General features: G+C 38.7%; 30 protein-coding genes. 3 read left to right on the top strand and 27 right to left on the bottom strand.

The features are described from left to right. Positions 1-10 precede the first annotated feature (10 nt). Positions 11-1,009, bottom strand: coding sequence for a HesA/MoeB/ThiF family protein (locus HZC31_08000; GenBank protein MBI5003300.1), 999 nt, complete (start codon positions 1,007-1,009; stop codon positions 11-13). Positions 1,010-1,261: 252 nt separating this feature from the next. Here HZC31_08000 and HZC31_07995 point away from each other — a divergent pair, with 252 nt between their 5' ends. Further along, positions 1,262-2,077 carry a TrmB family transcriptional regulator gene (locus HZC31_07995; GenBank protein MBI5003299.1) on the top strand — a complete coding sequence of 272 codons (816 nt, stop codon included), beginning with the start codon at positions 1,262-1,264 and terminating at the stop codon, positions 2,075-2,077. Positions 2,078-2,134: 57 nt separating this feature from the next. On the opposite strand, the gene HZC31_07990 is transcribed toward HZC31_07995, so the two are convergent. Beyond that, positions 2,135-2,881, bottom strand: coding sequence for a hypothetical protein (locus HZC31_07990; GenBank protein ID MBI5003298.1), 747 nt, complete (start codon positions 2,879-2,881; stop codon positions 2,135-2,137). 240 nt (positions 2,882-3,121) lie between these two features. Here HZC31_07990 and HZC31_07985 point away from each other — a divergent pair, with 240 nt between their 5' ends. Both HZC31_07985 and HZC31_07980 read left to right on the top strand, forming a co-directional pair. Further along, positions 3,122-4,735: a phenylalanine--tRNA ligase subunit alpha gene (locus tag HZC31_07985; protein ID MBI5003297.1), complete on the top strand. Its 1,614-nt coding sequence runs from the start codon at positions 3,122-3,124 to the stop codon at positions 4,733-4,735. Continuing rightward, positions 4,736-6,403, top strand: a complete 1,668-nt coding sequence (locus HZC31_07980; protein MBI5003296.1) for a phenylalanine--tRNA ligase subunit beta — start codon at positions 4,736-4,738, stop codon at positions 6,401-6,403. Between the two features lies 1 nt (position 6,404). Here HZC31_07980 and HZC31_07975 read toward each other — a convergent pair whose 3' ends face one another. The 25 genes from HZC31_07975 to HZC31_07855 all read right to left on the bottom strand — a co-directional run bounded on the left by HZC31_07975 (position 6,405) and on the right by HZC31_07855 (position 20,557). After that, on the bottom strand, positions 6,405-7,502 hold the full coding sequence (locus tag HZC31_07975; protein MBI5003295.1) for a hypothetical protein: 1,098 nt from the start codon (positions 7,500-7,502) through the stop codon (positions 6,405-6,407). 98 nt (positions 7,503-7,600) lie between these two features. Beyond that, on the bottom strand, positions 7,601-7,990 hold the full coding sequence (locus tag HZC31_07970) for a 50S ribosomal protein L14e (protein ID MBI5003294.1): 390 nt from the start codon (positions 7,988-7,990) through the stop codon (positions 7,601-7,603). Positions 7,991-8,098: 108 nt separating this feature from the next. Then, positions 8,099-8,380, bottom strand: a complete 282-nt coding sequence (locus HZC31_07965) for a 50S ribosomal protein L34e (protein ID MBI5003293.1) — start codon at positions 8,378-8,380, stop codon at positions 8,099-8,101. Between the two features lie 67 nt (positions 8,381-8,447). Further along, the gene (locus HZC31_07960; protein MBI5003292.1) at positions 8,448-9,215 is read right to left on the bottom strand and encodes a DUF106 domain-containing protein; all 768 of its coding nucleotides are present in this window, start codon (positions 9,213-9,215) and stop codon (positions 8,448-8,450) included. A gap of 6 nt (positions 9,216-9,221) precedes the next feature. After that, entirely contained in the window at positions 9,222-10,691 is a 1,470-nt protein-coding gene (gene secY / locus HZC31_07955; GenBank protein MBI5003291.1) for a preprotein translocase subunit SecY, read from the bottom strand. Between the two features lie 45 nt (positions 10,692-10,736). Continuing rightward, positions 10,737-11,204: an uL15 family ribosomal protein gene (locus HZC31_07950; protein ID MBI5003290.1), complete on the bottom strand. Its 468-nt coding sequence runs from the start codon at positions 11,202-11,204 to the stop codon at positions 10,737-10,739. Positions 11,205-11,238: 34 nt separating this feature from the next. Further along, positions 11,239-11,727 (bottom strand): uL30 family ribosomal protein, encoded by a 489-nt coding sequence (locus HZC31_07945; GenBank protein ID MBI5003289.1) that lies wholly within the window; start codon positions 11,725-11,727, stop codon positions 11,239-11,241. Positions 11,728-11,729: 2 nt separating this feature from the next. After that, positions 11,730-12,617, bottom strand: a complete 888-nt coding sequence (locus HZC31_07940) for a 30S ribosomal protein S5 (GenBank protein ID MBI5003288.1) — start codon at positions 12,615-12,617, stop codon at positions 11,730-11,732. Between the two features lie 5 nt (positions 12,618-12,622). Then, the gene (locus HZC31_07935) at positions 12,623-13,144 is read right to left on the bottom strand and encodes a 50S ribosomal protein L18 (protein ID MBI5003287.1); all 522 of its coding nucleotides are present in this window, start codon (positions 13,142-13,144) and stop codon (positions 12,623-12,625) included. A 26-nt stretch (positions 13,145-13,170) separates the two neighbouring features. Continuing rightward, complete coding sequence (locus HZC31_07930) at positions 13,171-13,629, bottom strand: 50S ribosomal protein L19e (GenBank protein MBI5003286.1); 459 nt, start codon at positions 13,627-13,629, stop codon at positions 13,171-13,173. 39 nt (positions 13,630-13,668) lie between these two features. Then, the gene (locus HZC31_07925; GenBank protein ID MBI5003285.1) at positions 13,669-14,256 is read right to left on the bottom strand and encodes a hypothetical protein; all 588 of its coding nucleotides are present in this window, start codon (positions 14,254-14,256) and stop codon (positions 13,669-13,671) included. Positions 14,257-14,279: 23 nt separating this feature from the next. Next, positions 14,280-14,831 (bottom strand): 50S ribosomal protein L6, encoded by a 552-nt coding sequence (rplF, locus tag HZC31_07920; GenBank protein MBI5003284.1) that lies wholly within the window; start codon positions 14,829-14,831, stop codon positions 14,280-14,282. An 11-nt stretch (positions 14,832-14,842) separates the two neighbouring features. Further along, the gene (locus HZC31_07915) at positions 14,843-15,235 is read right to left on the bottom strand and encodes a 30S ribosomal protein S8 (GenBank protein MBI5003283.1); all 393 of its coding nucleotides are present in this window, start codon (positions 15,233-15,235) and stop codon (positions 14,843-14,845) included. Between the two features lie 36 nt (positions 15,236-15,271). Continuing rightward, positions 15,272-15,502: a 30S ribosomal protein S14 gene (locus HZC31_07910; GenBank protein MBI5003282.1), complete on the bottom strand. Its 231-nt coding sequence runs from the start codon at positions 15,500-15,502 to the stop codon at positions 15,272-15,274. A 19-nt stretch (positions 15,503-15,521) separates the two neighbouring features. After that, a complete protein-coding gene (locus HZC31_07905; GenBank protein MBI5003281.1) occupies positions 15,522-16,040 on the bottom strand; it encodes a 50S ribosomal protein L5 in 519 nt (172 codons plus the stop codon). An 18-nt stretch (positions 16,041-16,058) separates the two neighbouring features. Continuing rightward, positions 16,059-16,757, bottom strand: a complete 699-nt coding sequence (locus HZC31_07900) for a 30S ribosomal protein S4e (protein MBI5003280.1) — start codon at positions 16,755-16,757, stop codon at positions 16,059-16,061. Between the two features lie 18 nt (positions 16,758-16,775). Next, entirely contained in the window at positions 16,776-17,198 is a 423-nt protein-coding gene (locus HZC31_07895) for a 50S ribosomal protein L24 (protein MBI5003279.1), read from the bottom strand. 39 nt (positions 17,199-17,237) lie between these two features. Then, positions 17,238-17,639, bottom strand: a complete 402-nt coding sequence (locus HZC31_07890) for an uL14 family ribosomal protein (GenBank protein ID MBI5003278.1) — start codon at positions 17,637-17,639, stop codon at positions 17,238-17,240. 17 nt (positions 17,640-17,656) lie between these two features. Further along, entirely contained in the window at positions 17,657-17,995 is a 339-nt protein-coding gene (locus HZC31_07885; GenBank protein ID MBI5003277.1) for a 30S ribosomal protein S17, read from the bottom strand. A 2-nt stretch (positions 17,996-17,997) separates the two neighbouring features. Next, positions 17,998-18,243, bottom strand: coding sequence for a ribonuclease P protein subunit (locus tag HZC31_07880; protein ID MBI5003276.1), 246 nt, complete (start codon positions 18,241-18,243; stop codon positions 17,998-18,000). A gap of 2 nt (positions 18,244-18,245) precedes the next feature. Further along, positions 18,246-18,569, bottom strand: a complete 324-nt coding sequence (locus tag HZC31_07875; protein ID MBI5003275.1) for a translation initiation factor — start codon at positions 18,567-18,569, stop codon at positions 18,246-18,248. Then, positions 18,566-18,778 carry a 50S ribosomal protein L29 gene (gene rpmC / locus HZC31_07870; GenBank protein ID MBI5003274.1) on the bottom strand — a complete coding sequence of 71 codons (213 nt, stop codon included), beginning with the start codon at positions 18,776-18,778 and terminating at the stop codon, positions 18,566-18,568. Before rpmC ends, HZC31_07875 begins: the two co-directional genes overlap by 4 nt. 30 nt (positions 18,779-18,808) lie before the next feature. Next, complete coding sequence (locus HZC31_07865) at positions 18,809-19,573, bottom strand: 30S ribosomal protein S3 (GenBank protein MBI5003273.1); 765 nt, start codon at positions 19,571-19,573, stop codon at positions 18,809-18,811. A gap of 18 nt (positions 19,574-19,591) precedes the next feature. After that, the gene (gene rplV, locus HZC31_07860) at positions 19,592-20,128 is read right to left on the bottom strand and encodes a 50S ribosomal protein L22 (GenBank protein MBI5003272.1); all 537 of its coding nucleotides are present in this window, start codon (positions 20,126-20,128) and stop codon (positions 19,592-19,594) included. 45 nt (positions 20,129-20,173) lie between these two features. Next, positions 20,174-20,557: a 30S ribosomal protein S19 gene (locus tag HZC31_07855; protein MBI5003271.1), complete on the bottom strand. Its 384-nt coding sequence runs from the start codon at positions 20,555-20,557 to the stop codon at positions 20,174-20,176. Between the last annotated feature and the right edge of the window lie 18 nt (positions 20,558-20,575).

Below are 20,575 nucleotides of genomic sequence, written 5' to 3'. Positions count from 1 at the left end.
TTCTTACTTTCTAATTCCCTACCCATTTACTATACACATTCTTCGCTTCTTCTTTTGTTGCTGCTTTGATCAAACATCTGCCATCATTGAACAAAAAGAAATCTGCGTCATTATTCGTGAAATGAATTCCATATGCTGTCGCTTTTACGATTCCATTCTGCTCTAACCTTTTCTTTATTGCAGGAATATTAGGTGTTCTTCCTTTGATCTGGATTCTTCCTTGTCCACATAATTTGATGGAAACTGTTTCTTTCTTTCCTTCTAAGAATTCATACTTCTTCTTTTTGCAGCAGATGCATTTTGCATTGCTTTTTACTTGTATTTTCTGCAGTTCTTGTTTCCACACATCAACCGCAAGCAATTCTTTTGCTGTTTGTTGTTTGGTGAGTACTTTTATCGCTTCTGTCACTTGCAACGCTGCGATTGTTGTGGTGATTGTATTCAAAACACCAGCAGTATCGCAGGTTTCCAGACTTCCTGGCTTTGGCACTGCGAACAGACAGCGGAAGCAGGGTGTTTTGTCTGGAACAATCGTGAACAGTCTGCCCTTTGTTCCGACCGCGCTGCAATAGATCCATTGTTTTTTGTTTTTCACACAGAAATCGTTGATCAAAAATCGTGTTTCCATATTGTCTGTGCAATCAAGTATAAGATCGTAGTTTTTGAGTATCTCCGCTGTTTCATGATTCAGTTCAAGCGGATAGACTTCAATTTTTATTGTGCTGTTTGTTTTCTTGAGCCACGCTGCAGCGACTTCTGCTTTTGGTTTATTGCAGTCTTCTTCTGTAAATATTGTCTGCCGCTGGAGATTATGCAGTTCAATAACATCTCGATCCACAAGTCCTATCATTCCAACTCCTGCTCGTGCAAGAAGATTTGCTGTTGTTGTTCCTAACGCGCCAAGACCAATGATAATTACTTTTGCAGTCTTGAGGAGCTTTTGACCTTTTGATCCTATTTCTTTGAGTAGTTCTTGCCTGCTGTACCTGCTTGCTTCTTTGGCTTTCATTTTTTTCAATAAATGAACTATCATATAAAAAGATTAGTCCTTCTTTAAGGTTTTTCTGCTATTTTTATAAAAGCGTAACCTTTTAATAGTAGAAGCACTTGTAAAATTCACAGTGTCTCGACTCTCAAGTCAAAAATGCAGTTTATTATGCATTGGTTGTTATTGCATGTTGCGTTTCACTGGTGAGTTTGAGTACGTTATTCATTTATTTTGAGTTTTTAAAAAAAGTGGGAAAAAGGGAGGGTGTGTTTTATGATAGTAAAAGAAGAACTGTTAGGAAAACTACGTCGGTATTTTAAATTAAACTTATACGAAGTCAAAATTTGGGCCGCATTGTTATCTCGGGGAGTCTCCACAGCTGGAGAACTCAGCGACATCGCAAACGTTCCACGCAGCAGAAGCTATGATGTTCTTGAAAGCCTTGAGAAAAAAGGTTTCGTTGTTATGAAACTCGGGAAACCAATCAAATATCTTGCAGTTGCTCCATCTGAAGTTATTGAACGCGTTAAAAAGAACATGAAGGGAGAAATTGAAAACCGCATTAAACATCTTGATGACATGAAAAACACAGAACTGATCACTGAACTTGATACCTTGCACACACAAGGGGTTGATCTTGTTGAACCAGCTGATCTTTCTGGCAGTCTTCGTGGACGACACAACCTTTACAATCATCTTGAATTGACGATTCGAAACGCAGAGCAATCTGTTGTTTTGATGACCACTTCTCAAGGGTTGATTCGTAAAGTCGAAGGATTAAAGTCAACATTTGAGAAAATCAAAAAACGTGGTGTTAAAGTGCGCATCGCTGCTCCTTTGACCAAAGAAACAGCTGCCGCAGTGAAGGATCTTTCTGATGTTGCAGAAATTCGCCATACAGATAGCAAAGCGCGATTCTGCATTGTTGATGGTAAAGAAATGATCTTCATGGTTCTTGATGATCAAGACGTCCATCCTACCTACGATATTGGGATTTGGATTAACACGCCATTCTTTGCAACAGCAATGATTGATCTTTTCAACGTCGCATGGGAAGATATGAAACCAGCAGCAAAGGTTTTGAAGTAGGGATTTATTTTTTCTTTATTATCTTTTTTTATAATTTTATTTATTTCTTCTTTTGCTTTATGGCAAGAATAGTCTTTCTCTTTTTTCTACCTCTTCATTAAATAAAATATAGCCAATTGGCTCAGGCAATTTTGTGTACAGGCCAAATGCCCAAAGCACATCAACCCATTTTCCCTCATTATCAGTTCTTCCTTGCTTTCTTCCTAAACTAAATACTCTTCCTTTATATTCAAATAAATCTCTTGGTAATGATGCTACTATTTCTAATGGCATTGTCCTTTGGTTTATCTGATGTGGTTTTAGGATATTTACTACTTCTTCTTCCACTTCTGTTATTTCTCTCATTCCCCTCATTCTTAAATACCATTTGTTTATTCGTGATACATCCTCGGAGTGAAAATAATTTCTTGAAGAACGCGTTATATACCAAACATGGTATGATACCAGCAATAATTCCTCTTCTTCTTTTATTCTTTCTAACGCTGCTTGATCACTAATCTTAAGATATGGTATAAGTCTTTTCAAATCTCTTTTTGGAATATGGTGATGTCTGTTGTAGCCACTTATTGGTTCAACAGGCTCATATAGCGGCATTTCGTTTAAACCAAAATTTGCGGCTATATCTCTCACAAATCTTGAATAGTTTCCACCATCAAAAGGACGCCAAAAATCTTGCAGCATTTCTGGCTTAAATTGTCTGTCTGCTTCATCAGAAATTGCAATTAACGCTTCCAATATTTGCTGACCAGAAAGGGATCTATTTCCTGTGAGTTCTGTTCTTCTTCTTGCTTGTAAATCTCTCATCACAAGAGATACTTTTCGTCTTATTAAAAGGTTATTCGTTATGAACTGGTTTTCTTTCGTTGATTATTTCTTTAATTTCTAACTCTTTAATAAAAACCCCATTGCTGCTGCAATGGGTCCCCCTGGCATAAAGCTTTTGCTTGTGCGTGTATTTTTCTTTCTTTATATTCATCTGTTGTTTGTGCGTGGATAGCTCTCTTCCTCGCAACTTTTATATACCTTCACAGTTCCTTTCTTTCTATGACTGTCAACATTGCACAACTTATCGCAAAACTCCATCCGCTTGAACGAAAAGTGCTTCCCGCACTCCAAAAAAGCTCTGCTTTTCACGAAATAGTTGGCGTTACGGGGTTACAAGAAGTCGAAGTCATGCGCGCACTGCAATGGCTCCAAAACAAAGAACTCGTCACCCTCTCTGAGGAAATCCAAGAAGTTATTTCTCTCGACAAAAATGGTCAATTGTACAAAGAAAAAGGACTTCCTGAAAAACGTTTTTTGAAAGCACTCGAAGGAGCAACTGTTGCACTGCCCCTTGCTCATGTTCAGCAGAATAGCGGCCTTGATCAAAACGAAATGACTATTTGCATGGGATTGCTGAGAAAAGGAAAGTTGATTATTAACCAAAAAGATGACACCCCTGTTCTTGATGCGGTCAACAATCCAAAAGAAGTTTGTGTCTCCTTAACAACTGAAGGAAAAATGGCTATTAATAAAAATATCTTCGCTGATAAAGAAAAATTCCTCGCTTCTTTAGAATATCCACGCGATGTTCGTGATGTTTCTCCACAAGAACAAGCTGTTCTCAAAGAGCTTTCTTCACGAAAAGACATTCTTAAAAAAACAGTGATTAAACTTCGCTCTGCGGTCTTAACGGATCATGGAAAAACCGCGCTGACGTTTGATCTCACTAAAGCGTTTGTTGAACAACTCACTCCAGAAATGCTGCAAACAGGAAGCTGGAAAAATCATGAATTTAGGCATTATGATGTTCAGATCAACGTTCCTCCTATTTCTGGCGGTAAACAACATATTGTCACGCAGGCGATTTCCTACATCAAACAAATTTGGCTCGACATGGGATTTGTCGAGATGAGTGGTCCACTTCTTCAAACTTCATATTGGGATCTTGATTCGCTTTTTGTTCCCCAGGATCATCCTGCCAGGCAAATGCAAGACACTTTTTTTATCAAAGATGCATCAGGGAAAAAGATCGCGCTTGGCAAACTTCCTAAAGATTTCGCGAAAATCAAAGAGATTCATGAATCTGGCGGCAAAACAGGAAGCACTGGTTGGCAGACCGCCTGGAAAGAAGAAGAAGCACAAAAAGTACTCTTGCGAACGCATACCACTGTTCTTAGCGCGCTCAAACTTGCAGAGCTTGGTCAAGATCCAAAAACACTGCACAAACGATTGCCATTGAAATTTTTTAATGTTGGACGCGTGTTTCGCAATGAAGCGTTGGATTGGAAACATTTATTTGAATTCCATCAAGTCGATGGTATTGTTATTGATCCTGACGCGAATCTCAAAAACCTGAAAGCGTATTTGCGTCAATTCTTTGGAAAAATGGGGTATCCAAAAGTTCGCTTGCGTCCTGCGTATTTTCCTTATACAGAACCATCTCTTGAGGTTGAAGTCTGGCATCCAAAAAAGAATCAATGGGTTGAACTTGGCGGCGCAGGTATTTTCCGTCCAGAAGTGACTGTTCCATTGCTTGGTCATGATATTCCTGTGCTTGCATGGGGTCTTGGACTTGAGCGCATTATCTCTGAATATTATCATTTAACAGATGTCCGCGATCTTTACAAAAATGACATGAAGCAACTCCAACAGATGAAAATTTGGGTGAAATAAATGCCCACCGTCACGCTCAATAGAAAGGTTCTTGACACACTTCTTGGCAAGAAACTTTCTACAGAAGATTTGAAAGATCGCATTGCAATGATAGGAACAGATTTGGAAAGTATTGATGACAAAGAAGTTGTTGTAGAAATTTTTCCAAACAGACCAGACATGCTGAGTGAACAAGGGTTTGCTCGAGCACTGCGTTCGTTTTTAGGAGTACAAACTGGACTTACTGAATATGCTGTCAAAAAAAGTGGCTTCAAAGTTGTTGTTGATCCTTCTGTGACGATGCGTCCATATACTGTTTGCGCGATTGTTAAAAATCTCACGTTTACTGACGAGAAAATACGCGAGATCATGCAAGTGCAGGAAAAACTCGCGACAACGCATGGCCGTGGCCGCAAGAAATCCGCATATGGAATTTATCCTTTGGAGCATATTACTTTCCCTATTAGTTATATCGCGAAAGATCCTGAAAAAGTCAAATTTAAACCACTTGGCTCTGATGAACTCCTTCCCGCGTCAGAAGTGTTATTGACTCATCTGAAAGCAAAAGAGTACAAACATTTGACTGAAGGTTGGAAAAAATATCCATTCTTTATCGACGCGAATGATAATGTTATGTGCATGCTTCCTTTCACAAACTCACAAGATACTGGAAAAGTTGACCTTCATACTCGCGAGGTTTTTATTGAATGCAGTGGTATTGATTTTACCAATGTTTCTGTTGCGCTCAATATTTTAGTGACCATGCTTGCGGATATGGGTGGCGAAATTTATACTCTTGACATTATGTATGGCACAAAGAAATTTGTCACTCCAGATCTAACCCCGCGATGCATGGATCTTGACATTGACTACGCAAACAAAATTATTGGGCTTGATCTGAAGCCAGCAGACGTGAAAAAATATCTCGAAGCAATGGGTTATGGGATGAAAGGAAAATCTGTTTTGATTCCAGCGTATCGCGCAGATGTCTTGCATCCTCGCGATCTTGTGGAAGATATTGCCATTGGGTATGGCTATGAAAACATTGAGGAAGTGATTCCTTCTGTCGCGACGATCGCACAGGAAGATCCTTTTGAAGTGTTCAAACAAAAAATTGGCATGGTGCTTGTTGGTCGCGGGATGTATGAAGTTTCTAACTTTCATTTGATTGACAAAACTGTCCAGACCACGCAGATGGGTGTTCCTCATGATGTTCTGGAGATTTTAGATCCAGTCAGTATGGATTATAACTCGCTTCGTTCGTGGATACTTCCCTGCTTATTGCAGACTTTGCGACAGAACAAACAATATGATTATCCGCAGCAGTTTTTTGAAGCGGGGATTGTGTTTAAAAAAGATCTTTCCAAGTCTGCGCTTGCAGAGGAATTTGTTCGTTTAGGCATTGTTTTATCGCATCAGAAAGCGAGTTTTACAGAAGCTCGACAAGCGCTTGATTATATTATGCGGATGCTTGAAGTAGAATATACAGTTGTTGAAGATTCTTTAGGTTGTTTCCTTCCTGGTAGAGTTGGTCGTGTTATTGTGAAAGATGGCTCTGAGGAGATTAAAGTGGCGTATGTTGGAGAATTGCATCCTTCTGTTTTGACTGCGTTTGGATTAGAGATGCCGACTGCCGCAGTTGAATTGAATTTGACGGAATTATGGAAGATTGTGGGGAAGCGGTTGTAAGTTATTCTTTTATCCTTCTCACTATTCCTGTATTTGCATCAACTTCAACAAGATCACCGTCTTTGAAAATATGCGATGCATTCTTTGTTCCTACAACGCACGGAATACCCAATTCGCGTGACACAATTGCGGCGTGGCTGGTAATGCCTCCTTCATCAGTCACAATTGCTCCTGCTCGTTCACACGCGCTCATCACTTCTGGACCCGTTGTGTTCGCTACTAAAATATCTCCTTTCTTTACCTTCTTTATTTCTTCATGAATGCGATCGCTGAATATTGTTCTTAGAATTTTTACTCTTCCTGTATACTTTCCTTTATTCGCAATCATTCCACTCACGCTTTCTACAGTCTTTGAAAAGAAGTACGCGTTAAAATTGTCCTTCATCTTCTCTGCCTCTTTACCGAGAATCAGTTTCCACTGATTCCTCTTTGTGAGAATCCACGTTTCTTTTTCTCTTTGGGTTATTGGAACTTCTTTGCCTTCAATAACTGCACTTATTTCTTCAAAGCTTAACCATGATAAATCGCTTCTCTTCTTTCTCTTTCCTATTTCTTCTATATAGGGCTGAAATGTTCTTGCATAATTGTAGAATTCATTGAGCACTTCTCGCGCTTCTAACTTTATTCCTCCCATTTCCAGTACATTTCTTTGCAGTATTTCATTCTTTTTCTTTTGTTTGAGTTGTTGCTCTACTTTCTCTAAAAAGAAGAATTCTGTGTAAAAATAGAGGTTTCCTAGCTCCTGAAAAAGCTTTACTCTTTCCAAAAACTTCTGCTTAATTATTACGTCACTCATGGAAGGAATCTTCCTTCTTTCTTCTCTTGTTTCTCTTATAATTTTTCTTCCTTCATTCACTTGCGTTTCGACTTTTTTCTTCCACTCTTCAAACTCTTTTTCATAAAATTGGATTCCATATTCTGCGCATGCTTTCTTTGCTTCTTTTGCTAGGAAGAACGCGACTCCATTTTTCTCTGGTTTATATATTAGCACAAAATCAGTTTCTTTAAAATTCTTAAATAAGTAGCAAGAGACGAAGATAAAATTGACTTCGTGATCTGTCCAAAGATATTCATAGTCTTTTGGGTCTATTTCTATCATTATTCTCTGAGAATTAGTATGTTATATAAAATTTCTTAAAAAAATATTAATTTACTAAAAAATGAAATCAAAATAAATAGAGAAAAATAAAAAAGAAATTATTCTTTCTTCTTGCCAGCTTTTGGTTTTGCTTCTTTTTTCTCAGCAGGCTTTGCTTCAGCTTTTACTTTCTTTGCTGGAGCAGCGGTTTTCTTCTTCGCTTTCTGCTTCTTTGGTCTTGCTTGCGGTTGTTTCTTTGATTCTTTCTTCACATCACAAACAATACCTTCTTCTTTCAACGCTTTCACTATTTCTTCATTGCTCGCGTTTGCTTTTATCGCAACAGCAAGATTCAATGGTTCTAAATGCATAATGTTGCATTTTCTTCGGCGTGTTTCGCCATCAATCATAACATACGTGTTATCAAGAATATCCACAACAACACACTTTTTTCGTGCGTCTCTTCCTGCAATCTTCATGCAGACTCTTCCTACTTCAAATACTGCCATTTTTTCCACCTTTCTCTTTGTTCATGTTTCTTCATGTCTGCTCGTCGCCGAACGCAGAAAGAGAAGAATTGCTTAGAATTCTTCCATGATTATGAAAATAAAAATATTTTATTCAAGCTGTGACAATGCTCGCGCTTCACTAATAACGACACGGCGCATTGCTTTGCTGGATAAAACGCCACCAAACGGTCGCTGTGGTCGCTTTTTGGACTTTGCCATATTCTGTTGCTTTGCAGGCAACACTCGTGGCATTCCTTTTAATTTTTCTCCTGTGACAGGACATGTTCCTGTTTTTGGAGCGCGATCTTTATAGTGTATAACTGTTTTTCCGCTTGGTGTGCGGACGAAAACTCGTCGTTTTGATCTTGATCTGTATTTTGGTGCTACCATTGTTTTTCCCTCTATGATTTGTTATTTACTATTATATTGGATAAACGGGTGATTTATAAATGTTACTCTAATAGACGTTGAGCCATTTCCGCAATCCAAGACTGCAGATTAAAGATGTGATAATGTATAATGCTAACCATCCAGGATGCCAGCCAAAAATACTCACACTTCCTAATGGAGTAAATTTACTGTTGCTTATCGCAATTGTTTCGAGCATCGCGTCATCTTTTATCTTTACTGCCGGACCTGTATATTCTTTTTCATTTTCTGACGCAGTAATAATTACTTGTTGTTCCCATGTTTTCAGGTCTTCTCCCGCGTCATTCTTGAGTGTATATTGAAGCATATATTCACCAGGCGTATTCCCTTTATAAACCAGCCGTACTTTGTTATCTTTGATGGTATATGCTTCTCCATTCATGAGCGTGATTCCTTCTGGGGTCATTGGTTCTATTGTTCCGCTAATGCCATCATAAAAATTTAATTCAACGCTGAATTCTTCTTCGATTACTAAAGGCATATACGCAATATGCGCGTTAAACCAGCCCAAAATTAAGAATGCGGGAATCATGCTAAAAAGCATTGGTTTCATGGATTGCATCATCATCTTCATTTGCGCGTCCATCATGCGTTTGTTGACTTCTCCTGCTTTACTTGGATTATCTTTGAGCATTTTTATTTCTGCTTGTAACTCTTTCATTTCATCGCGAAGACGCTTGAGAAGATCTTGATCTGTTGTGTATTTCGTGAGCAAGACCATAATCACAGAAAAAATAATTCCGACACCAACCACAAGAAGCGTTGAGTTTAATTGAAGAATTGTCTCAAAAACCATCTGTCCTTACTCCATCATTTTTCTTAATGCTGGATGCATGTCCATCATATGCTCTTTCGCGATTTCTTCATACAACTTATAGACAATCATGACGCTCAGCAAAAGTGATGTTCCTTGCGTTAATGCACCGAGAACGTCCGCAACTGACGCTAAAAGTCCGATTGCCGCGCCACCCATAATAGTGAGGGGAGTAATATATCTTTCCAATAATCGCTCTAAAATGCGTTCGTCTTTTCTAAATCCAGGAATCTGTAAACCAGAACTGATCATGTTTTTTGCTTGACTCTTCGCGTCCATTCCCGCTGTTTGTACCCAGAAATAGGAAAATACAATACAGCCAACAATAATGATTGTCATGTAAACTAAAGCCTGAAGATATACTTGCCATCCAATGAAAAGTGTTTTCTGGCTGAGAATTAATCCGACAAGCCCATTTGCTCCTCCTGGTATTGCAACCCATGCGACAATCCCCGAAAGTGGCGCGCCAGACGGACTCATTTGTCCAAGAAGTGGATATCCCCAGTTTTGCAATAATCGAGCCCAGAGTTGTAGATTTGCGAGCAGTGCGCTGATTAAGATAACTGGAATGTTGCTTGCGTACGCAAAGCTTAATGGCCAACGAATTCCATGGCCTCTGATTCTTCCAAAAGAAAGCGGGATTTCAATTTTCATTCCCTGTAAATAAACAGCCATTGCGAAAACAATAACTGTTGTTGCAATTATTCCTGCTGCACTCATTGCGGTTTGCGGATCGCCACTATATAATGCTTGAAAAAATTGTAACACTTTTCCAGACGCATATTGTGATTCTCCTGCAGCAACTCCTGTACTCCAGCTAAATGCTCGAACCATTAATGATTTTGAAACTCCAGCAACGATAAACAAACTGATTCCGGAACCAAATCCCCATTTGCTGATGATTTCGTCCATAAACATAATCATTAAGCCTCCAAGACTGAGCTGAAGAATTAAAAGTAATTTTAATGTGAGAATCATTGCGGAAGAAAGCGCGATTGTTGTTCCAGCAATTCCCTGCGCAGTAAACTGTTGGGTGACTGTGTTAAAATAAACTCCCGGAGATAATCCTCCCATTGCAACATAAATAAACGCTTCAAAGATAATAAAGAATATTGCTACTACTTTTTGTGTTCCCTGGAACATCTTTTTTCCGTCTGGTGTTTTTGTGTCAAAGGAAAATATTCCCGCTCCATTCAATAATTGCAACACGATGGATGCCGTGACCAGTGGGCCAATCCCTAATGAAATAATTGAGCCAAATTCCGCACCTAAGATAATTGATAAATATTCAAACTGCGCAAGCGCGTTATCGCCGAGACCAAATAAAGGGATAATTCCCATAATGAAAAATAAAACCAGAATTAATAATGTCCACTTGAGTTTTTCCTGAAACCCTAATTTTTTTTGTGTTGGACCTGCTACTTCAGGCAAATTCAAAAGAATATCTTTTAGCGCCATTGATTATCCTCTTTTTGTGCAGATGCACACATTTTGAGAATACACTTATTGACTCTCTTCCGCAGCTTCTGAACCACTTTCAGTGCAGACAACATTTCCGCCTTTTTCTTTAATTTTCTCTACTGCATTTGCTGACGCATATTTTGCAGTAATGCTCCATTTTTTTGTTGGTTGTCCTTTACTTAAAAGCTTGTCTATTCCAAGCTGCTGCAAATCAACAGTATATACTCCTTTCTCGTCTTTGATTATTCCTTCTTTAAGTAGTTTGTGGTGATTTCGTTCTAGTGATTCTATGTTGCATGCACAGACTTCTTTTCGTGCAATAGGAGTGAATCCATTCTTTCCATAAAAATTAGGGATAGCCCAGACAGACGGTTTTTTACAGTCAGATCTCTTTCCTGTTCCTGCATTTCCGCGTCCTCCTCTATTTCCTGCGCCTCTGTGCTTCTTCATTGCGCCCCAGCTATGGGTTTTGGATCCGCGTTGTCTGCTGTTCTTTTTTCGTTTTACCATATTTTCAACCTTTGAATTTCATTTTTTTATTTTTCTATATCATTTTTCGGACAAAGTCATTAATTTCTTTTCCTCTGTCTCCTACTGCACCAGACGCTGCGAAGGTTCGTTTGATTCCTTTTCTTCCGAATCCTCCACGTGGTGGATTTAACGCGAAAAATTTGCTATATTTTTTTCCATTATACTCAACATATCGTCCTTTATACTCAATTTTCTTTTTGCTGTCTGTTAATGGACCATTGTAAAGTCTTCCTCTTTTCTCAAAGAGTTCTTCGACAAGCTTGTCCTCAGCAATACCCCAAGTGACAAAATCTTTTGCTTTTTGTACCATTCCTTTGTTAGCAGGAGTATTTTCTAAAAGGACACAGTAATTTTTCTTGTACAATCTTATCATATCTAATGTATCTTTGATTTTTGTGAGTAATCGGATTCGTCCGCGAACACGAACGACGACAATCTTTCCTTCATTGGATTGTGGTGCAGCTTTTTTCTCTGCTTTTGGAGCTTTTTTTGTTTCAGCCATGTTTATTCACTTGGTGCTTCACGCGCGGTTTTTCCGTCAGTGAAACTTAATTTTTGTTTTGTGTCATAATCGATTCTTGTCGTCATCAAATTCTTTAATGCCATTTCACACGCTTTAATTGTGTTTATTTTTGTATTTGTCTGACCAAGGATTTTAGACCAGACATCCTTGATTCCCGCAAGCTGCAATATTTTCGCGCATTCTTTTTCAATCGCAAGACCAGTACCTTTTGGCGCAGGGATAAGCGTTACTTCAACAGATCCGCACTTTGCAGTTACTCTGTATGGAACAGAGTGCGAGGTTTTACAGTTGCACTCCCATGATCCACATCCTCGTCTAATTTTGAATAAATTTAATTTTGCATTTTTAAACGCTTTTTCACGAGCAGGAACTGTTTCTTTTGCTTTTCCATACCCCATACCTACATATCCGTCTCTGTTTCCAATGACCGCGCAGGTGGTGAATTTTGGTTTGTTCCCTTCTTTTGTCTTTTTCTGTGTTTGTCGGAATGCTCGTCGCTTCCCGCCACCGAACTTTCCTTTTGATTGTCCAATCATTAAAAGATCACTCTCTAATGCTGGGAAAAGCACATCAACCATTTGAAATTCAAGTATTTTTTTCCCTGCATCAAGGATCTCATCAATATTTGTTATTTCTCCTGTTTTTACTTTCTTTCCAATTTCTGTTTTTGGAACCCACGCTTCTGTATTTGATTTTTGCAGTGGCTTTCTTTCTTTTTCTACTTCTTTGATATCCTTTTCTGTGACAATGTTTTCTTGTTCAACACCAGTACTTGGTGTTTTTTCTTTGATAATAACTTCTGGAACTGAAGCAGCTTCTTCTTTTGTTTCCGGTGCTTGTGTCTCTTCTTTTTTTGCTTTTCTTGCCATCATAATCATCCTTTCATAATTTTTTGCTTGCACTCTTCGAATGCCTTTGTCATCTCTTTAAATTTCGCTTCTTTTTCATGCTTCGCGATGTGTTCTCCCTTAATTCGACCATCGCTCGGGAATGTTTCTTTGTCATGCGGAATACTCATTCCTGCGTCAACCGCGCCTTTCAACGCAGCATATAATCGTGATCCTTTAATTGGACTTTGTAATCCTAAATCAACAATTGCTTCTTCGTGTTTCTGTTGCACTGCTTTCTTTCCTACAAGCAATCCAATCAAATACGCGCTTGGAAGATTTCCGCCTGTGAATGTCCAGTTGTATTTTTTGAGTTCTTTTGTGTTTGCAGAGGTAATTACTTTGTCTCCCTTCGCATCAAATGAAACTAATTGAATAACCATGTTCTTCAACGATTTTCGAATGACAAGACGAGGTTTTTCTCCAATTAAGAGCTTAATGCGCTTCTTGTAGTTCGTCTTATCTTCTCTTCTTCGTCTGTAAGGAATGGTTCTTGTTGTTGTTGACATATTTTTCACGCTTTATTTTTGCTTTTCTATTTTGCTTGTTTCTCGAACAATTTGTTTTCTGTCATATATAATTTCAAGTGGCGAAGGCTTCTGAAAAATCCACCTTTCGCTTTCATATATAGAGTGTGATACATTGTTGTTCCAATAATTTGTTTGTCTCGCAATGATTTGAGGAAGTCACGCTGCAAGCGAACTCTGTTTATCCATTGTCTTTTCAAGGAAAGTCGAGCGTTCTTGCTTCCTTTTCGGGAACCATGGCCACGCTGGCGTCCTTTTTCTCTCTGTTTCTGACGTTCTTTTGCGCGTCCTCGTGAAATTCCTTTTTTCTGGACTGCACTAATAACGCCTTGTTTGACTAATGATCGGATATCTCCTTTTGTAATTCCTTCTTTTATTTCCGCAAGCTGTTCAGGATTGAATGAGACTCGTTTTGGTGAGCATCCCAACACATTCGCTGCCAATCGTTTTTGTACTTTGAGTTCCATAGTATCACGCGTTCATAGGTTGTTTATTATCTTATTGGTTTATTCTCTTTTTGTTAGGACTTTTTCTTGTTCCTTTTTTTCCTGCTCTTTTTGTTCTTTTACCGCTTCTTCTTTTTTCTCTGCTTTTTCTTCTTTCTTTTCTGTTTTTTTCTCAGCAGGTTTTGTTTCGACTTTCTTGTGTTCTTTCTTTGCTTTTTTTCTCTGCGTCATTTCTTCTTCAATTTGTTTCAGATATGCTGCAGCGTCTTTGATATTTTGAATGTGCGCTTTTTTCTTTACTGCTTCTTTGACCATTTCTATTCTGCTTTTCTTCCCAGCGCTTGCTTTGATAATCGCAATTTGTTTTGCTGCGTCAAGCGCTTTCATTTGTTCAAGATTTTCAACAACTGTAGGGAGTAATCCTTCTCTTGTCATGCCACGAACCGCGACTGGCATTCTGTACCCAGGCATAACCCATTGTCCAATGCCACGGCGTCTTCTTCGAAGTTTGTTGTGCAATCCTTTTGGTGCACGCCATTCTCCTGTGACTCGCGCTCGCTTGTTTTTCTTGAAGTTTCTTCTTAAAAATGCAGGCTTCTGCACTTTCTTCATCTTCTTGATTGCCAATAATTTTTTGATGTCTGCCATTTTTGTTTCTCGTTATGCGCTTTTTACGCGCCCATTATTTTTCCGCACTTTTCAATAATGTAAATTCCTTGCTGGAAGATTCGCGGATCAAATCCAGGTCTTCTGCAAATTAATTCAATCGCGCCAGCAGTCATTCCCGCAAGCTCTTTGTCAGGGCTTGAAACAATAATATCCTGCCCTTCTATCTTTACTTCAACGCCTTCTTTGAATGTCAAGACTCGTGGGATTTTTTCTCCAACGAAATTTTTTACTGTAATTGCCTTTCCTGTTACTGCAATATTCATCGGGAAGTGACCTGAACAGATGCGAAGTTTGTACACATACGGTTCATTAACTCCCTTGAGCATATTTTTGATGTGCGCAATAAATGTTCCAATCTGCATTTTTTCTTTTCGTGTTACTCTTGGCGCTTCAAGCACTATTTTATTTCCTTCTACTTTTAATTGTAATCGAGGATCGTGAAATTCGCGCTTGATCATTGCTTTTCCTTTTGAAATAACAAGGATACTTCCCTCGAACTTTGCGTTCGTTCCTGCTGGAATTTCCATTTCTTCAACATAATTGAGTGCTTTCATGTTATTGATAATTAGTAGCAGTATGCCACTAATCTTCCCCCGAGCTTCTGTTCTTTTGCGCTTTCATGATCCATGATTCCTTTTGTCGTGGAGACAATAAGGATTCCAAATCCTTTCGCAGGCAAATATCGCTTTTCATATTTTGTGTAATTGTCCAATTGAACTGCGTATCGTGGTTTAATAACCCCACAGTTGTTGATTGCACCAAGCAATTTGATATTGAGCATGTTTCCTTTTCCGTCTTTGATTTCTTCTGTCGCGCCAACATAGCGTTTGTCCTGCAACAAGGTTAACATTTGTTTTATTAATTTTGACGCTGGCTTGATTGTTACTTCGCCTTTTCCGATCTTTTCACAATTCATGATGTTGGAAAACACGTTTGCCAATGGATCATTTAATGTCATTTTTTTCTCCTCTGTCTTGCTTTTTGCTTCTTTTTTTTAGTGGAATTTTTTGAATCCTATTTTTGGTGCAATGTCTCTAAAGCAGTGTCTGCACAGATTCAAGCCATACTTGCTGATATGCGCTCCTGTTCGCAAGCAGCGTCTGCATCGCAATCGCTCTTGTCCAGTTTTTCTTTCTTTAGGAGCATTATGTTTAATGAATTTCAAGAGTCTGTTTGGTTTTGCTTTGAGTTGTTTGAATGCTTTTTTGAAACTGCTATATGTCATGTGCGTCCCTCATTCCTTTTTATTCCGCTGTTTTTGTGCCAACGTTGAATTCTTTTTTCATGAATTCCATTGCTTCCGGTTTGGAAATTTTGTGGCTCTTTTTGATTTTTCGTTTCTGGATCTTTCGTGTTTTCACTCTAAAGCCAGGACGTGTTAGCGTGATGCATACTTGGAAACCCATAATTCCTACTTCAGGACTGTACTGGATTCCAGGGATGTCAATGTATTCGTGAATACCAAACGCAACGTTTCCGTTTTCGTCAAACTGTGATTCCATTAAATTACTTCCCTTTGCTTTCAAAAAGCCAGGTAATAATTTTTGAATAAGTTCTTTGTCTCGGATGGTGATTTTACATCCAATAGGTAATCCAGGACGCAATCCCCATGTTGGGATTCTTTTCTCTGTAACTGTTTTGACTGGATCAATGCCTGTGATATGCTTGAGCAAGAGGACTCCTTTTTCTAATTTCTTTGGATCTTTTCCTGCACCGACATTCAAAGTCATTTTTTCAATTTTGATTGTTTTCATGATATTCATGGTCTTACCCTATTCTTTTTATTCCTGTTTTTGCACGGTGACTGCAGGATGTTCTTTTCCTACAACAAACGCACAGCTTTTCTTTGTTTTGTATTCTGCACCATTCTGCAATTTGATAGTAACTGTTTCTTTGTCAACATCAGTGATCTTTCCTGTGTGACCGATCTGTTTTCCTTCGACAAGCAATACTGTCATGTGTTTGTCAAACGGAAGATGCTCAACAATTTTTCCTGTTTTTACATCAATAACAAGTGAGTCTCCAACATGGTATTTTTCTTTTCCTGTAAGGAGGAAATTGTACCCGTCGTTCATGTTGATCTGTAATTTGTTTCCTTTTACCGCGCTCTTTCCAATAATTTTGCTTACTTTGAGATTCGCTTCTTTTGCTGGAACTTTGACATAGCTTATTTTTCCTCGCGCGTCTAAAATAACACGGACGTGTTCCATGCTATCCATTTCTATAATATCAAGGAAACCTGCTGCTGCTCTATGATCTTTTCTTCTTCGTCCATTGATGAGGACATTTTTATTCTGCAAGATTGTTTTGACTTCTTTTGTTGTCTTTGCGTATCCTGCGATTTCTTTCATGAAAATGTTTAATGGAAGGCACATGTCTAAACTATGGCCGCTTGGCATTGGGCGCGCAACGAACTTTGTACTTCTTCGTTCGATATTCCATTTTGCAGGTGCTGCCAATCGTTTTAAATGTCGTTTCATGCTATTCCCTCAGTGAGCTTATTGTTTTTTTGCTTTTGATTTTTCTTCAGTTTTCTTTTCTGCTTTCTTTGCTTCTTGTTTTTTGATTCTCTTGTCTTCTTTTCCAAGAGCAGTAATCATGAGATTTGATACTTGTAATGGGATTCGCGCTTTTGATCCGTCTTTTTTCACTCGGTCAATTCCTTCGACAAATACACGACCTGATTTCATGTCAATTTCGCTGACTTTTCCTTCTTTTCCTTTGAAGTCGCCATTCATGATTTTTACTTTGTCGTCTTTTCGCAAGGAAATTTGTCGTCTTGCGTACTTTTTACGCAAATCTTTCGCAAGATGCGCGTGCATAAATGTTCTTTTCATGTGGAGCGGCGCGTTAACACGGTACTTTCTTTGTTTTCGTGGCTGTACACTTGCCTTCCACTGTGCTGACCATTCTTGTTTCATTTTTTTCGTCCTTTTTGTTTTTCCTTTTATTTCATTATTTTAGACTATAATTGTCGCGATCTTCGCGATCGCAGGCCATCGTTCACAAACTTCTTTCGCGACAGGTCCTTTGATCAATGTTCCCTGTGGGTTTCCTTTATTATCTTTCACAACAACTGCCGCGTTGTCTTCAAATTGTACTCGCGTTCCATCGCGTCTTCTGAATTCTTTTTTCTGTCTGATAACAACAGCAAGTACACTCTTCTTTTTCATCTCAGGCTTTCCTTTGATGACGTTTGTGTTGATGAGATCGCTTACTCCTGCTGATGCTCGTCTTCCTTTCTTTGTTTTGATCTTGTAGACTGTGTAAATACGAACAATCTTTGCTCCGCTGTTATCCACAACATCCAATCTCGAGGAGAATGGAAGCGCACGGGTGATTTTTGCTTTAAGTCCTTTCATTTTGTTTCACGTAGGTATTATTGTTTCTCTACTATCACGAAGCATTTCATCTTACTGATTTTTCGTGTTTCCATAACTTTGACTGTATCTCCTTCTTTTGCACTAATGCATTCAGGATTATGAACCATGATTTTTGTTCGTCTTTTCTCGAAACGTTCGTATTTTGGGAGAGGAACTCTTCGTTCAATTTCCATTGTTGCGTTTCGCTTTACTTTTGCGCTGCTAATCTTTCCAACAAGTGTTCGACCCCGAACTACTCGTTCTCCATGGAACGGACAGTTCTTGTCATTCACACATGCTGTCGCAGGCGCTTTGACATCAATGCCGATATTTCTTGTTTTTTGATTTTCTGTCATGATTATCCCCTTATTCGTTCATACGGTCTTTTTGTGATCGTTTTTCCTTCGATTATTTTTTCCTCAAATTTTTTGTCTTTGTGAATTTTGAATGTGATGTGTGTTTTCAGTATTTTTTGTTTTTTTTCTTTTGTGTTTATGGTAATCGTGTTTTTTGTTTCATCCAACACTTTTCCTTTCTTCCCAATCAATGTTTTGTTGTTCGCATGCACCACTTCAATTGTTGCACCGATCAAATCAGCATTCATTTTTATCTTCGGCGTTCATCGCCGATTCTGATTGTTTCTGGCGCAAAGCCCAGCTCTACAAGGTAACTCATGACTCGTTGGATATGCTCTCCTTGGAGTTCAATGACGCCTCCTTTTGCTGTTCCGCCACACGCAAGTTTTGACTTCAACGCTTTCGCGATGTCTTTGATGTCAATCTCTTTTGTGTCTATACCTTGAACCACTGTATACTTTTTTCCGAATTTTTTTCGTTCAATGTAAATGGTGATTTTCTGACTTTCTTTCGCGATTGTTTCACAAACGCAAAGGTCTTCAGGTAGGCCACACGTGTTGCAGATTTTGCTCATGCTTTTTTAACAACCTCCACGTCTTTTTTTGTTGCAAGCAATTGCATTATTCGCGCAATTACTTTTCGTGTATTTTTAATTATCATTGGATTCTTTGATTGTGTTCCTCGAGCAGCTTGCGCTCGCTCTTTGATGAGTTGGTTCTGCATTTCACTGAGTTTTTCTTTCAACTCTTTTACTGTCAGTTTTTGCAGGTCTGTTGCTTTCATTTTTTTCACGTTGTTTTTATTTTGTAATTATCATTCAGGCTTTTCTTCAGCAGCTTCTTCTTTTACTTCAGTTTTTTCTTCTTTTGTTTCTGCTGTTTTTTCACTTTCTTTTTTCTTCGCGCGTTTTTTTGTTTTTTTCTTCTCTTCGTGCTTTTCTTCTTTTGCTTCCTGTTTTCCTGCTTCTCTTTGTTCAGTTTCTTCAGGAGTTCGAATTTTGATACGATCTGGTAATTCAATTGGTGGCATAATGCGCACTTGGATTCCTACTGTTCCTGATTTTAATTCCGCTGTGCTGTACGCTTTTCTAACTCCACTTATTGCAATGTCGCCGCTTTTTTTCAAGTAGCCCTGATAAAAGCGCCATCGTTTTGCTCGCGCGCTTGGAACTTTTCCTGACACGACCACTTCAATTCCCAATGCACCAGCATTCATGACATCTTCCAATACTTTGTGTCCGATTGCTTTAAATCGCTGTGAGCCGAATCGTTCCATTGATGTGGAGATTCTTTCCGCAATGATTTGCGCATCGAGGTTAGGATTTTCAATTTCATTGATTTCAATTTGTGGATTTTCTAAGTTGAACTTTTTCTTGAGCTGATTTGTTAAGCGTTTGATGCTCTGTCCTTTTTTTCCGACGATTAATCCAGGCCGCGCTGCGTTGACGACAATCTTTTCTCCAAGCGGAGTCATCTGCAACTTTGAACTGCTGAGACCAACCTGTTTCAAATTTGTGCCGATGAATTCCTGAATTTGGAATTCTTTGATTTTTTGTTCAACTATTTTTTTGTAGCCCATGCGTCATTCCCTTTTTGATTATTCTTTTTTACTTTCTTTCGCTTCTTTTGTCTGTTTCTCTTCTTTTTGTTTTTCTTGTTTCTGCGTTTTTGATTTTGCTTTTTCTTCAGTTTTCTTTTCTGCTCTTTCCTGCAACACTACTTCAATGTGCGTGCGCTTCATTTTTGTGCCCCTCTGTCGTCCATAATGATGCGGAGTTGGCGCTTTTTGCGCGTTAATATGCACAATATGTAAATTTCCTGTGTTTAATCCTTTGAGCTGCGCGTTTGCTTCAGCTGATTTTATTAACGCCAAAATTTCTGTTGATGCTTTGATTGGATATCGCCCAGGACCCATTCCTGGCCTGTGACCAACGTTCCAGTTAAAGCGCGTGTATGGAATCGCTCGTTCCATCTTGATCGCATCTTCAAGGATTCTTTTCGCTCTGCTTGTTGATTTATAACGAATCCACTTGCAGATTTCGACACTCTGTTTTTTAGAGATAGATAAATCTCTGCCAACAGCTCGTGCCATTAACTCCTTGTTGTATGCGCTGAACGCGTATTTTAATCCCATTGTGTATCGCCTTGATTATTTTTCTTTTTTCATTATTAGTTATTTTTATTTGACAGATAATGACGCACTGGATTTGGTTGCTCCGATACCTGGCGCGTTGTGCGCAACACGGCTTCTCGTTAACGCAAATTCTCCAAGTCTGTGTCCAATCATATCCGCTATAATTTCAACATCTTTGAATTCTTTTCCTGCATGAATTCCAACAGTTCTTCCAACCATTACTGGAAGAACAATCATATCTCTGCAGTGTGTTTTTACTTTCTTTTGTTTTGATTGTAGTTTTTCAAGGAATATTTTTTCCTGTTCTGTGAATCCCGCATTTATTTTTCTTCGTTCTCGGGAAGGAAGCAAGAGCGCTACTTCTTTCAAACTCATCTTCTTTAACTCGTCGATTGTTTTTCCTCTGTACTTGAATTCTTTTAATGCCATGTGATCTTCACTTCCTCT

This window comes from Candidatus Woesearchaeota archaeon (genome assembly GCA_016214075.1).
Lineage (GTDB): Archaea > Nanobdellota > Nanobdellia > Woesearchaeales > DSVV01 > JACRPI01.
Note: the sequence above shows the minus strand (reverse complement) of the source record. Positions and strands in the feature narration are given on the sequence as shown.